Origin of the sequence: Salipiger abyssi (assembly GCF_017311415.1) — a bacterium.
GTDB classification, from domain to species: domain Bacteria; phylum Pseudomonadota; class Alphaproteobacteria; order Rhodobacterales; family Rhodobacteraceae; genus Salipiger; species Salipiger abyssi_A.
The window spans coordinates 40154-53713 of record NZ_JAEKIS010000013.1 but is presented as its reverse complement, the minus strand read 5'-3'; the positions used below and the strand labels follow the sequence as shown (position 1 = coordinate 53713).

General features: G+C 65.4%; 12 protein-coding genes. 6 read left to right on the top strand and 6 right to left on the bottom strand.

From position 1 onward, the window contains the following. Positions 1-76 precede the first annotated feature (76 nt). On the bottom strand, positions 77-502 hold the full coding sequence (locus tag I6N89_RS17130; protein WP_207019738.1) for an OsmC family protein: 426 nt from the start codon (positions 500-502) through the stop codon (positions 77-79). A gap of 512 nt (positions 503-1014) precedes the next feature. On the opposite strand from I6N89_RS17130, the gene I6N89_RS17125 reads away from it, so the two are divergent. Continuing rightward, entirely contained in the window at positions 1015-3918 is a 2904-nt protein-coding gene (locus tag I6N89_RS17125; protein ID WP_207019736.1) for an Rne/Rng family ribonuclease, read from the top strand. Positions 3919-4016: 98 nt separating this feature from the next. On the opposite strand, the gene I6N89_RS17120 is transcribed toward I6N89_RS17125, so the two are convergent. Further along, entirely contained in the window at positions 4017-4241 is a 225-nt protein-coding gene (locus I6N89_RS17120) for a sulfurtransferase TusA family protein (protein WP_207019735.1), read from the bottom strand. Between the two features lie 93 nt (positions 4242-4334). On the opposite strand from I6N89_RS17120, the gene I6N89_RS17115 reads away from it, so the two are divergent. The 4 genes from I6N89_RS17115 (at position 4335) to I6N89_RS17100 (ending at position 8838) form a co-directional block, all read left to right on the top strand. Further along, positions 4335-5087: a cytochrome c biogenesis CcdA family protein gene (locus I6N89_RS17115; RefSeq protein ID WP_207019733.1), complete on the top strand. Its 753-nt coding sequence runs from the start codon at positions 4335-4337 to the stop codon at positions 5085-5087. A 164-nt stretch (positions 5088-5251) separates the two neighbouring features. Next, positions 5252-6490 carry a hypothetical protein gene (locus I6N89_RS17110; RefSeq protein WP_207019731.1) on the top strand — a complete coding sequence of 413 codons (1239 nt, stop codon included), beginning with the start codon at positions 5252-5254 and terminating at the stop codon, positions 6488-6490. Then, a complete protein-coding gene (locus I6N89_RS17105; protein ID WP_207019729.1) occupies positions 6487-7839 on the top strand; it encodes a cytochrome P450 in 1353 nt (450 codons plus the stop codon). Before I6N89_RS17110 ends, I6N89_RS17105 begins: the two co-directional genes overlap by 4 nt. 105 nt (positions 7840-7944) lie before the next feature. Next, positions 7945-8838: a fructose bisphosphate aldolase gene (locus I6N89_RS17100; RefSeq protein WP_207019727.1), complete on the top strand. Its 894-nt coding sequence runs from the start codon at positions 7945-7947 to the stop codon at positions 8836-8838. A gap of 98 nt (positions 8839-8936) precedes the next feature. Here I6N89_RS17100 and I6N89_RS17095 read toward each other — a convergent pair whose 3' ends face one another. Next, entirely contained in the window at positions 8937-9398 is a 462-nt protein-coding gene (locus tag I6N89_RS17095) for an RNA polymerase sigma factor (protein ID WP_207019725.1), read from the bottom strand. A 243-nt stretch (positions 9399-9641) separates the two neighbouring features. On the opposite strand from I6N89_RS17095, the gene I6N89_RS17090 reads away from it, so the two are divergent. Beyond that, positions 9642-9890: a hypothetical protein gene (locus tag I6N89_RS17090; RefSeq protein ID WP_207019724.1), complete on the top strand. Its 249-nt coding sequence runs from the start codon at positions 9642-9644 to the stop codon at positions 9888-9890. Positions 9891-9937: 47 nt separating this feature from the next. Here I6N89_RS17090 and I6N89_RS17085 read toward each other — a convergent pair whose 3' ends face one another. The 3 genes from I6N89_RS17085 to I6N89_RS17075 form a co-directional block, all read right to left on the bottom strand. Then, positions 9938-10558, bottom strand: coding sequence for a YitT family protein (locus I6N89_RS17085; protein ID WP_207019836.1), 621 nt, complete (start codon positions 10556-10558; stop codon positions 9938-9940). Positions 10559-10774: 216 nt separating this feature from the next. Then, positions 10775-11989, bottom strand: coding sequence for an NADP-dependent isocitrate dehydrogenase (locus I6N89_RS17080; protein ID WP_207019722.1), 1215 nt, complete (start codon positions 11987-11989; stop codon positions 10775-10777). Positions 11990-12192: 203 nt separating this feature from the next. After that, positions 12193-13401 (bottom strand): MFS transporter, encoded by a 1209-nt coding sequence (locus tag I6N89_RS17075; protein ID WP_207019720.1) that lies wholly within the window; start codon positions 13399-13401, stop codon positions 12193-12195. Positions 13402-13560 lie beyond the last annotated feature (159 nt).

The following is a 13560-nucleotide window of genomic DNA, read 5'->3' as shown; positions in this document are numbered from 1 at the left end:
TCCATTGGCCAAAAATATCCCGGAGGTGAAGCGCGCCTCGGCGCGCGAAGGGGGCAGCGCCCCCTCCCGCCGTCCCTCAGCCCAGCAATGCGTCCATGGTGATCTCGGCATTCAGAAGCTGCGAGATCGGGCAGTTCTCCTTGGCCGTCTTGGCCGCCTTGGCAAAATCTTCTTCCGAGGCGCCCGGCACCTTGGCGGTCACTTCCAGATGGCTCTTGGTCACCGCGAACCCGTCGCCGGATTTTTCCAGCGACACCGTGGCGGCGGTAGAGATGTCGTCGGCGGTAAATCCTGCCTCGCCGAGGATCTTGCTCAGCGCCATTGAAAAGCAGCTCGCATGCGCGGCGCCGATCAGTTCCTCGGGGTTGCTGCCCGGCTCGCCCTCAAAGCGCTTGTTGAAGCCGTAATTCACCGCCTTCAAAGCGCCCGATTCCGTTGAGATCGTGCCGGTGCCGTCCTTGAGGCCGCCTTTCCAGTTCGCGGATCCCGTCTTGCGGATCATGTCGTACTCCTTTGCGGTTCATGTGCTGCGCCGGGTTTGCGGCGCCCTCCCAAGCCAACGCGCGCATCGGGCCAAGGTTGCATCGCAGGCAGGCCTGCGCCGCGAGGGCGGGCATATTCATCCTGCCTTCACATTGCATATTGTCTTTTCCACACCCGTTCCCTTATGCTGTCGGACAGGCCTCCTGAAATCCGGGGCCACCAGAGTTTCGCTGCACCGGCGCTGTCCTTTTTCCGGGGACCCGGCGCAGACCGATCGGGCCGAAAGGCCACCCGAAGACCGCCCGCACCGCACAGACGCGACGGGCCGTAAACAGGCGCAGCCGGGGCTAACCCGCGCATGCGTCGGAGAAGAACCGCGATGAAGCGTGCGACGCAGACGAGGCACCAGGGCGAAGGCAGACAGTCTTCCCGTGCCTGCGCGCCGCAACTCGCCCAGACAAGCCACGCCGCAACACCTCTTCGTCCCCCTCCCGGAGGAGCAGGGGCGCTTGCGCCGTGCAGACGGACAACATGGCAAAGAAAATGCTCATCGACGCCACCCACGCGGAAGAAACCCGCGTTGTGGTGGTCGACGGAAACAAGGTCGAGGAATTCGACTTCGAATCTGAGAACAAGCGGCAGCTAGCCGGCAATATCTATCTCGCCAAGGTGACGCGGGTGGAGCCTTCGCTCCAGGCGGCCTTTGTGGATTACGGCGGCAACCGCCACGGTTTCCTCGCCTTCTCGGAAATCCATCCCGATTATTACCAGATCCCCGTTGCCGACCGTCAGGCGCTGATGGAGGAAGAGGCCGCGCTTGCTGCCGAGGCCGACGACGAGGACGAGGCCGACAAAGAAAAGTCGCGCTCTTCGCGTTCGTCCCGGTCGCGGTCGCGCCGGTCGCGGTCGCGGTCCAAGGCCGAAAAGGCCAAGAGCGACGACAAAACCACCTCGGCGGACGTTTCCGAAATCAAGGGGATGGAAACCATCGACCTTGGCGATGGCACGGTGAGCGAGGACAGCACAGGCGACGATACCGCCGAGGGGCTCTCGCCCATGGAGCTGGTCGCCGAGGCGCCGGTTGCGGAGCCTGCCGAAAGCGCCGATGAGGCGCCCACCGCGGTCGAAGATGCGTCGAAACCCGATGCGGCAGAGGCTGCGCCCGTCGAAGACGAGGCGCCCGCAGCCGCGCCTGAGTCGGACGAGAGCGACGAAGACGACAGCGACGACGATAACGACGACGACGCCCCGCGCGACGACAGCATCGAATCCGTCGCCGATGACGACACCGAGGAAGACATCCGCCCCAAGCGCAAGCCGCGCCCGCGGAAATACAAGATCCAGGAAGTCATCAAGGTGCGCCAGATCATGCTGGTGCAGGTCGTCAAGGAAGAGCGCGGCAACAAGGGGGCGGCGCTGACCACCTATCTGTCGCTCGCGGGCCGCTATTGCGTGCTGATGCCCAACACCGCCCGGGGCGGCGGCATCTCGCGCAAGATCACCAACGCCACCGACCGTTCCAAGCTCAAGCAGATCGCGCAGGAGATCGACGTGCCCAAGGGCGCGGGCCTGATCATCCGCACTGCCGGCGCGAAACGCACCAAAACCGAGATCAAGCGCGATTACGAATATCTCCAACGGCTCTGGGAACAGATCCGCGAGCTCACGCTGAAGAGCATCGCGCCGGCCAAGATCTATGAGGAGGGCGACCTGATCAAACGCTCGATCCGTGACCTCTACAATCGCGAGATCGACGAAGTCCATGTGGAAGGCGAAAAGGGCTACCGCATCGCCAAGGACTTCATGAAGATGATCATGCCGTCCCACGCCAAGAACGTGAAACACTATGTCGACCCGATGCCGCTCTTCGCGCGCTATCAGGTCGAGAGCTATCTCAGCTCCATGTTCAACCCGACGGTGCAGCTCAAGTCGGGCGGCTATATCGTGATCGGCGTCACCGAGGCGCTGGTCGCCATCGACGTGAACTCGGGCCGCGCCACCAAAGAGGGCTCGATCGAAGAGACCGCGCTCAAGACCAACCTGGAAGCCGCCGAGGAGGTGGCCCGCCAGCTCCGCCTGCGCGACCTGGCCGGTCTGATCGTGATCGACTTCATCGACATGGAAGAGCGCAAGAACAACGCCGCCGTCGAGAAGAAGCTGAAGGACAAGCTCAAGACCGACCGCGCCCGCATCCAGGTGGGCCGGATCTCGGGCTTCGGCCTACTAGAGATGTCGCGCCAGCGTTTGCGCCCCGGCATGATCGAGGCGACGACACAGCCGTGCCCGGCCTGCCACGGCACCGGCCTGATCCGCTCCGACGACAATATGGCGCTCAACATCCTGCGCCAGATCGAGGAGGAGGGCACCCGCCGCCGCTCGCGCGAGGTGCTGGTGAAATGCCCGGTGGGCATCGCCAACTACCTGATGAACCAGAAGCGTGAACATGTGGCGCAGATCGAGGCCCGCTACGGCATGGCGGTGCGGATCGAGGGCGACATGCATCTGGTCTCGCCCGATTTCTCCATGGAGAAATTCAAGACCGCCACCCGCAACGTCGCCGAGGTGCTGGCGCCGGTGGTCTCGGTCGATACCTCGCTGATGGATCAGATCGACGAGGACATCCCCGACGAGGAGGAAGAGGACGAGGCCACGGGCGAGGTCACGACCTCCGAGGCCGAAAACGGCTCGGACGAGGACAGCAAGCCCAAGAAACGCCGTCGTCGTCGTCGTCGCTCGCGCTCCAAGAACAAGGAGAATGGCGAGGACAATGGCAACGGCTCGGGCGACGAGGGCGATTCGAACGACGCCTCCGATCAGCCCGCCGAGACCGTAGCAGAGCCCGCGCCGGCTGAAACCGCCGATGACGCCGCGCCCGCGGCGGAAGAGGCGGCCCCAGCGTCCGAGGAGGCCGAGCCCCCGGCCAAGCCGAAACGGACACGCTCGCGCTCGCGCTCGAAGACCCCGAAAGCGGCACCTGCCGAAGAAACCACCGAGGCGGCTCCCGCTGAAGATGCGGCGCCCGCCGAGCCCGTCGCGGAAACCGTCGAAGCTCCGACCACCGAAGAGACGCCCGTCGCCGAACCCCTCGCCGCAGAGCCGGCACCGGAACCGGCCTCGGAAGCGCCTGTTGCCGGGTCGGCGGTCGAGGACAGCCCCGAAGCGGCGCCTGTCGCAGAGGAAGAGGCGCCGGCGCCGGAGACCGATGCTCCCGAAGCGCCGGTCGCGGAAGAAAGCTCCGCCGAGGAGACCGCCGCAGACGCGCCGGCTCCGACTGAGGAACCGGCCCCCGAGGCGCCGGCGGAAGAGCAGGACGACGCGCCCGCACCGACCGCCGAAACGCCTGCCGAGCCGGACCCGGTGGCCGAGACCGTCGATGCCGAGGATGACGGCGACGACAAGCCCAAGCGGCGCGGCTGGTGGTCCATCGGCCGCTGAGCCAGCCCTCGACGAACGAAAAAGCCCCGGATCCGCTCCGGGGCTTTTTGCGTCGAAACGCGACGTAGGGTGGGCAATCTGCCCACCGTCCCCCGCGTCTACATATCGCCCCGGCGGATCACCCAGATCGTGACGCTGCCCTCCTCCTGCTGCGTCTCCAGCGCATGCCCGGCCTCGGCGCAGAAATGCGGCATGTCCACCACCGCCACCGGATCGTCCGTGCGCACGCGCAGCACCGCGCCGGGCGCCAGCGCCAGCAGGCGCTTTCGGGTCTTCAGAACGGGCAGGGGGCAGAGCAGCCCCGTGGCATCGAGCTCTTCCATGCGCCCCGAATTACGCGCGGCGCTGCCGCCTGTCCACGGGGATGTGACCCTGCGCCGCGTGACGGCGGCGCCGTTATCTTCTATGAGCGGCATATGTTCGGAATCGACCTCATCGACGCCAGCCTCTGGCCGGCCATGTTCGTGGCGCTCGCCGCCGGGATCGTCTCGTTCCTGAGCCCCTGCGTGCTGCCCATCGTGCCGCCCTATCTGGCCTTCATGTCCGGCGTCAGCATTGCCGAGATGGAGGCCGGCGGCCGCGCCCGGCTGCGCGCCTTCCTCGCCGCGCTGTTCTTTGTGCTGGGGCTCTCGACGGTCTTTGTGCTGCTCGGCTTCACCGCCTCCTGGCTGGGCATGTTCTTCCTTCAGAACCAGCTGCTTCTGGCGCGGATCTCCGGCGTGGTGGTGATTGTCTTCGGGCTGCATTTCCTGCATGTCTTCCGCATCCCCTTCCTCGACCGCGAGGCGCGGATCGAGACCGGCGAGACCGGCGGCTCCGCCTTCGGCGCCTATATCCTCGGGCTGGCCTTCGCCTTCGGCTGGACCCCCTGCATTGGCCCGCAGCTCGGCGCGATCCTGTCGATGGCCGCCTCCGAGGCCTCGGTGGCGCGCGGTACGGTGCTGCTGGCGGTCTATGCGGCGGGACTGGGGCTGCCCTTCCTGCTGGCGGCGGTGTTCCTCAGCCGCGCCATGGGGATCATGAACCGGCTCAAGCGCCACATGGCGCTGATTGAAAAGGTCATGGGCGGGCTGCTGATCGTGGTCGGGCTGATGCTGCTCACGGGCGCCTTCTCCGCCTTCTCCTTCTGGCTGCTGGAAACCTTCCCCGCGCTGGGGGAACTGGGCTGATCCGGGCCTCATCTTTCCAGAAATACTCAAAAATTCGCGCCCTCGGGCGTGCCTCCGGCGGGAGTATTTGGAGAAAGATGAAAGACAGTCCGCTGTCCGATACGCGCCATACTCTTGCCGTCTGTGTTGTATAAAGACAGGATCGAGGCAAAGAAGGCAGAGAGATGGGCAACGATCCCGTGGCAGAGCAGGAGGTGGCGCGGCGGCGGGTGTTCTACATCCCCGGCTACGACCCGATTCATCCCAGACGCTATCGCGAGCTCTACCGCAAGGAGGGCGCGGCGCAGGCGGAGATTTCCGGGTATGGGATCGGGCTGAAACCCAAGACCACAAAGGGCCCCTATGGCTGGCATGTCGCGGCGGAAATGGAGGGCGCGGCTGTCGAGGCGGATGTGGAGGTGCTGGTCTGGTCGGATATCGTGCGCGACAGCATGTCGACCTCGATCCCCGCGACCTATCTGCAACTGATCCGCACCGCCTGGGAATATATCGCCACCGGCGCGCTGCGGCGGCTCATGCGGCTGCGCAAGGGGCCGGTGATCGCGGCGCTCTATCCGGTGGGTATGCTGTTGCTGCAACTTCTGGTGGCGCTGCTGGCGGGGTGGGGCGTTTATGCCGGGGTGCAGCTCCTCCGCCCCTGGCTGGGCGTCGTCGCGGTGGGGCTCGGTGCGGTGGCATGGGGGACGGTGGCGGTGCTGCTGCTGCGCTGGTTCAAGCGCAAGGACGGCAAGCTCTTCGCCTATTACCTGATGCATGACTACGCCTATTCGGCACAGTATCGCGGCGCCAACCCGCCGGAGCTGGAGGCGCGCATGGCGGCATTCGGCGACACCATCGCCGAGGCGCTGCGCTCGGAGGCCGACGAGGTGCTGGTGGTGGGCCACAGCTCGGGCGCGCATCTGGCGGTGTCGATCCTCGCCGATCTCATCCGGCAGGGCCGGGTGCCGGCGCGGGGCCCGCGCCTGGCCTTCCTGAGCCTCGGGCAGGTGGTGCCCATGGTCTCCTTCCTGCGCGACGCCTACCGGCTGCGCGCCGATCTCGCCTATCTCTCCATGCGCCGCGAACTGACCTGGGTCGATGTCACGGCGCCGGGCGACGGCTGTGCCTTTGCGCTCTGCGATCCGGTGGCGGTCTCGGGCGTGGCGCCGGCGGGCAAGCGCTGGCCGCTGGTCTTCTCGGCGCAGTTCACCAGATCGCTCAGCCCCGCGCGCTGGAAGGCGCTGCGCTGGCGGTTCTTCCGGCTGCATTTCCAGTATCTCTGTGCCTTCGACGCCCCGCTCGACTACGACTATTTCCGCATCACCGCCGGGCCGCTCAGCCTCGCCACGCGCTATGCGGAGCGCCCGCCCTCGAACAGCCGCATCGACGTGCCGGTGTCGAAATTCACGTCGGTCGCGCCGTGACCCCGCCGAAACCCAGATCGCGCCCCGACAAGGTGTCGCTGCGCCGCTATGTGAAGCTCTTCCGCGAGGACATCCTCTCGGCGCAGCCGGCGCGGCTCTATCGCGCCTGGATGGCGGAGTTCAAAACCCCCTTCTTCCGCTCCTATCTGATCAACCAGCCGGATCTGGTGAAGACCGTGCTGAAGGATCGACCACTGGATTTCCCCAAATCCGGACGCATCTCCGAAGGGCTGCGCCCGCTGCTCGGCGACTCGGTCTTTCTCACCAATGGCGCGCTCTGGCAGCGCCAGCGGCGGATCATCGACCCGGCCTTCGAGGGCGGGCGGCTGCGCGAGACCTATCCGGCCATGTGGGAGGCGGCGCAGGCGGCGCTGGCGCGGCTGAGTGCGCGCGCGGGCGAGGTGGTGGAGATCGAGGAGCAGACCTCTCACGCTGCCGCCGACATCATCTTTCGCACGCTGTTTTCCATCCCCATCGAGGATGCGCTGGCGCAGAAGGTGTTTCACGAATTCCGCGCCTATCAGCGCACCCAGCCGATCCTCAACCTCGCCGCCTTCTTTCCGCTGCCGCGCTGGATGCCGCGATTTTTCCGCGCCGACACCAAGGCCGCGGCGAAACGCATTCGCGGCCTCATCACCGAGCTGACCGAACGGCGCATGGCCGAGATCGTGGCGCGCCGCGCGCCCGACGATCTGGCGACCAAGATCATGACGACCGCCGACCCGGAAACCGGCGAGCGGTTTTCCACCGATGAGATGGTCGATCAGGTGGCGATCTTCTTTCTTGCCGGGCACGAGACCTCTGCCTCGGCGCTGGCCTGGGCGCTCTACCTCGTGGCGACGCATCCGGAGTGGCAGGAGCGGCTGGCAGAAGAGGCGCAGGCCCTGGGCGATGCGCCAGATTTCGCCGATATCTCGAAACTCAAGCTCTCGCGCGACGTGTTCCGCGAGGCGCTGCGGCTCTACCCGCCGGTGCCGATGATGGTGCGCGAGACGACCTGCCCGGAGCGCTTTCGCGACCGCGATCTGCCGAAGGGCGCGCAGGTGGTGCTGAGCCCCTGGCATCAGCACCGGCACGAACGGCTCTGGGACAATCCCGACGGGTTCGACCCGGCGCGCTGGGGCACCGAAAATGGTCGGCAGTGCATGCGCGAGGCCTATATGCCGTTTTCCGCCGGGCCGCGCGTCTGCACCGGGGCGGGCTTTGCCATGGTCGAGGGGGTGCTGATGCTCTCGCTCATCCTGCGCGATCTGAAGCTCACCGCGCTGCCCGACAAGGTGCCCGAGCCGGTGGCCTTTCTCACCGTGCGTGCCCGCGACGGGATCCACTTGGCGGTGGACCGCCGTTAGCGGCGGACGTTAGCGTTAAACCCGGCGCGGCCACCTATCCAACCCCGTGGCCTTGGTTTATGCCTGTCGCAACAGGCATTTTCAGCATGGGAGAGAGGGTTCCTCATGAGCGTTTTCGACGAACAGAAACAGAAGATGGCGACGGGCCAGGGCTTTATCGCCGCACTCGATCAGTCGGGCGGATCGACCCCGAAGGCGCTGAAGCTCTATGGCGTGGAAGAAGACGAATACAACGGCGAAGCCGAGATGTATGGCGAGATCCACAAGATGCGCACCCGTATCATCACCGCGCCGGACTTCACCGACGCCAAGGTGCTGGGCGCGATCCTCTTCGAACGCACCATGCGCGCCGAGATCGACGGCATTCCGACCGCCCAGTATCTCTGGGAAAAGCGCGGAGTCGTGCCTTTCCTGAAGATCGACAAGGGGCTTGCCGACAAGGAAGACGGCGTGCAGCTGATGAAGCCGATGCCGGGGCTGGAAGAGCTGCTCGCCGAGGCCAAGGCGACCTTCGGCATCTTCGGCACCAAGGAGCGCTCGGTGATCCACGAAGCCAATGAGGCCGGGATCAAGGCGGTGGTCGCGCAGCAGTTCGAAGTGGGCAAGACCGTGGTTGCCGCCGGTCTGGTGCCGATCATCGAGCCCGAGGTCGACATCAACTCAGCCACCAAATCCGAGGCCGAGGAGATGCTGAAAGCCGCCATCGCGGCGGAGCTCGACGCGCTGCCCGAGGGCGACGATGTGATGCTGAAGCTGACCATTCCGAGCGTTGACGGTCTTTACGATGAACTCGCCGATCATCCGCGCGTGGTGCGCGTTGTGGCGCTGTCGGGCGGCTATTCGACCGATGTGGCCTGCGAAAAGCTTGCCAAGCAGCCGAAAATGATCGCGTCCTTCAGCCGCGCGCTGGCCGAGGGCCTGTCGAAGAAGCAGTCGGACGACGACTTCAACGGTCTGCTCGGCAGCAATATCGACAAGATCTATCAGGCCTCGCTCTGAGGCGGCGCGCCCGGTCGGGCGCGGAATGTGATTGCGGGGAAGCGCGCCGGGTTTGCGGCGCGCTTCTTGCGTTTTGGGAGGTGGGTTGGAAACCCACCCTACGGTGTGTCTTCTCCAACCGCGGCGCGCAGGCGGCGGCGGGCGCGGGCGAGCCGCGACATCACCGTGCCCGGCGGCAGCCCCATGGCGCGCGCCAGGGCCGCCGGCTGCGTCTCGCCCGCGATCACCCGGCGGAGCAGGGCGCGGTCGGCCTCCGGCAGCCGCTCGACGGCGCGCAGCACCTCGGCAGTGAAGCAGGGCAGTTCGGCATCCCCGGTCTGCGGCTCGGCAGCGCTGTCGAGCGGCGAAAGACGCTCTGCCCGGCGTCGCTGCGCCTGGGCGCCGTGGCGCAGGGCGGTCATCATGTAGGGCAGCGGCGCCGCGATCTCGGCGCCGTGTTCTGATCGTTCGAGATAGCCCAGGAGCGCGTCCTGGACGAGATCCTCCGCCTCGGCGGAGCAGGGGCTCAGGCGGCGGGCGCGGGCGCGCAGCCGGCTGAGCGTGTCACGGGTCATATCCATGCAAGGCACTATGACGGCGGGAAAATCCCCGGCCAGAGGGGGGAATCCCGCCGAGCGGCTTTCCCCTGCCTTGTTTGGGCGATGCGCCGCGCAGCCGGCGGGCCGGTTTCGGCGGGGGGCCGCGCGTTTCGGGGCGGGGTGCGAAACGCGGGAACGCAAACGGCCGCTCGCGCCTCTTACCTTGTGAAAGCCGCCGGGAGTGGCGCTTTCGTCATCAACCACGACCCTGAAGGGAGTACTCACATGACCAAGCAGATCCTGACCGCCGTCGCTTTCGCCGCCACTGCCGCAACCGCCGCGCTGCCGGCCTTTGCGGCCGAAGAGGCGGATGTGAACGGTGACGGCATGCTGACGGTGAGCGAGGTGCAGGCGGTCTGGCCCGAGGTTTCGACCGACGGGTTCATGTCCATGGATTCCGATGGCGACGGTCTTCTGAGCGAGGAAGAGGTCGCGGACGCCCGGGAACTGGGGTCGCTGCCCGAAGAGGGCTGACCCCGGGGTCGCGCCGTCCCCGGTTCCCCACGGGGGCGGCGCGCCATTCAGGACCGCGCGATATAGCGGTCGCGGCGGTGGTTCACGGTGATCAGCAGGTTCAGCACCACCGCGCCGAAGAGCGACCAGAGCACCTGTTCCCAGTCGAAGAGGAACAGCGCCAGCGCGAAGACGCAGAGATCGAAGCCAAGCTGCACATGCCCGGCCTTGATGCCGCGCGTGTCCTGCGCCCAGAGCGCCACGATGCCGACACCGCCGAGCGTGGCACCGTGCCGGAACAGCAGCAGCAGACCGACCCCCGCTAGCATGCCCGAGAGCCCCGCGCCGAGCGCCGGGTGCAGATGGTTGATCGTCAGCACCAGCGGCAGGCTTTCGGCGATGCTGGCCATCAGTGCCACCGACAGGAAGCTCTTGATGGTGAATCGCCAGCCGAGCTGGCGGATCGCCAGCAGGTAGAAGGGCAGATTGAGGATGAAGAAGATCGCGCCGAAGGGCAGGCCGGTCGGATAGGAGAGCACCAGCGACAGGCCGGCGATCTGGCCGGTGAAGAGCTCGGAGGCGCGCAGGAACTGGATCGACAGCGCCACCAGCGTGGTGCCGGTGACGATGGCCTGGATGTCCTCCCAGAGCGTGTGCCGATCCGGCGGGGGATTGTCGAGAAGCAGCATGTCATGAGCCATGACGCGGGCACGCGGACCGGTCAAGCGCGTTTGCGCTGTGACCCGACGTCCTATGCGGGCGCCGCGTTTGCGGTGCTCACAAGATGGTAAGCGGGGCAAACCCCGCCCCCCTGAATTTGTGCCGGGCATGCGTCTCTGGCTGCCGCCCGGCACAAAAGTCTTCGAAGACTTTTGCAAATTCCTTCGAAGGAATTTGCCGCCGGCTCAGCCGGCCAGCGCCTTGTTCAGGTTCTCGTCGATCTTTTCGAGGAAGCCCATGGTGGTCAGCCATTTCTGATCCGGTCCCACCAGCAGCGCCAGATCCTTGGTCATCCAGCCCGCTTCCACGGTGTCGACGATGACCTTTTCCAGCGTCGTGGCGAAAGTCATCAGTGCCTCGTTGCCGTCGAGCTTCGCGCGGTGCTTGAGCCCGCCGGTCCAGGCGAAGATCGAGGCGATGGAGTTGGTCGAAGTCGACTTGCCCTCCTGATGCTGGCGATAATGCCGCGTCACAGTGCCATGCGCCGCCTCGGCTTCGACGATCTTGCCGTCCGGCGTCATCAGCTGCGAGGTCATCAGCCCGAGCGAGCCGAAGCCCTGCGCCACGGTGTCGGATTGCACGTCGCCATCGTAGTTCTTGCAGGCCCATACAAAGCCGCCATTCCACTTCATGCAGCAGGCGACCATGTCGTCGATCAGCCGGTGTTCGTACCAGATGCCCTTGGCCTTGAACTTGTCGGCGAATTCCTCGTCAAAGATCTTCTGGAAGGTCAGCAGGAACTGGCCATCGTATTGCTTGAGGATGGTGTTCTTGGTCGACAGGTAGAGCGGCCAGCCCAGATCCAGTGCATAGTTCATCGAGGCGCGGGCGAAATCGGCGATGGACTCGTCGAGATTGTACATCCCCATGTAGACGCCCGAAGACGGCGCCTTGTAGACCTCTTCCTCGATCACCGTGCCATCGTCGCCGACGAATTTCATCGTCAGCGTGCCGGCACCGGGGAATTTCATGTCGGTGGCCTTGTACTGGTCGCCAAAGGCGTGGCGGCCGATCACGATGGGCCTGGTCCAGCCGGGCACCAGGCGGGGCACGTTCTTGCAGATGATCGGTTGGCGGAACACCACGCCGCCGAGAATGTTGCGGATCGTGCCGTTGGGCGATTTCCACATCTTCTTGAGGCCGAACTCCTCGACCCGCGCCTCGTCGGGGGTGATCGTGGCGCATTTCACCGCGACACCCACCTCCTTGGTCTTTTCGGCGGCGTCGATGGTGATCTGGTCATTGGTCTCGTCGCGGCTCTCGATGCCGAGATCGTAGTAAAGCAGGTCGATGTCCAGATAGGGCAGGATCAGCTTTTTCTTGATGAAATCCCAGATGATACGGGTCATCTCGTCCCCGTCCATCTCGACGATCGGGTTCTCGACCTTGATCTTCGACATGCGGTGCACCTTTCATGGCAGATTGCAGCGGATGCTTATGCTGTAGCGCAGAAACCGCAGCGCGAAAAGGTGTGTATGCCTTTGTATACCAAATTGTCACGACTTTGCCATGAAAAGCCCTGCGCCCATCCGGAGGGACAGGGCCGGGCGGTGAATTTCGCGTCATATCGGCTTCGCGCGCGGACGATCCGGACGGAGCAATGTCAGGCGGGCTGAGCCGCTTCGATCCGGGCCAGCCAGCGCATCAGCAGCAGCGCCAGAACCGCCTCGACAAAGATGCCGGAGGCCAGCGGGATCGGGGTGCCGTCGAACATCAGCGCGTTAGGCACGGCGATCAGCACCGCCAGGACGGTAGAGACCGAGCCGATGATCGAGGCAGCCAGCCCGGCGATATGGCCCACCGGTTCCATGGCCAGCGCGTTCACATTGCCCACGATCAGCCCCATCTGGAAGAACAGCGTGAACTGCCAGAGCAGGAAGACGGCAAAGCCGATTTCGCCGGAGACGCCGCCGGCAAAGAGCAGAAGCGCCGCGCCCGAAGTGACGACCTGAACCGTGAGCATCGCGGTGATCAGAAAACGCATGCCCAGCCGCATGACCAGGGTGGCGTTGAGCACGCTGCCGCTGGCCGCCAGTACCGCGATGGCGCCGAACCAGATCGGAAAGCTCTCGCCCCGGCCGAAGCTGATATCGTAGATCTGCTGCACGTTGGAAATCATCGAGAACAGCATCGCCATGACCAGCGATTGCACCGCAATGGAAATCCGCACGATCGGGTGGCCCAGAAGTTCGCGGATCGCGGCCCAGATTGCCGCGAAGCGAAACGGCCGGCGGTGCTCGCGCGGCAGGGTTTCGGGCAGGCGGATCATCAGCCAGAGCGACGAGAACGAGGCAAAGATCACGAAGGCGATAAAGATCCCGCGCCAGCTCGACATTTCGATGATCACCGCGCCGATGGAGGGTGCAAGCGCGGGAAACAGCGTGAAGACCATCATCACGAAGGACATGATCCGTGCCATGTCCCGGCCGGCATGCAGATCGCGCACGATGGCGAGCGCCACCACGCGGGGTCCGGCGGCGCCGAGCCCCTGCAAGAGCCGCGACAGCAAAAGCAGCTCGAGCGTATCCTCCTGCGCCGCGACCAGCGACATGGCAATATAGAGCGCCGCGCCGCCCAGGATCACCGGCTTGCGTCCGAACGTGTCGGAGAGCGGGCCGGTGAACAGCGTGCCCAGCCCCATTCCCAGGACGAAGCTGGTGATCACCAGCTGCGCGCGGTTGATGTCGTCGGGTGTCAGTTCCTGCCCGATCTCGGGCAGTGCGGGCAGCATGGCGTCGATGGAAAACGCAATGGTGGCAAACAGCATCGCCAGCAGCGCGATGAACTCAACTCGTCCTGGACCTGAACGCATGAAATCTGCAACCTCGGTGAAACGGCCCCGCCGGCACGGTATGTCGCAGGGATTTGGGAAAGCGATTTATCGCTACCAACCGGGCTATCGGAAATCGGTTCCGCAACACAAGCGTGTTTCGACCCGTGCCCGGCGGAAGTCCGCCATGCGCCATGCGCA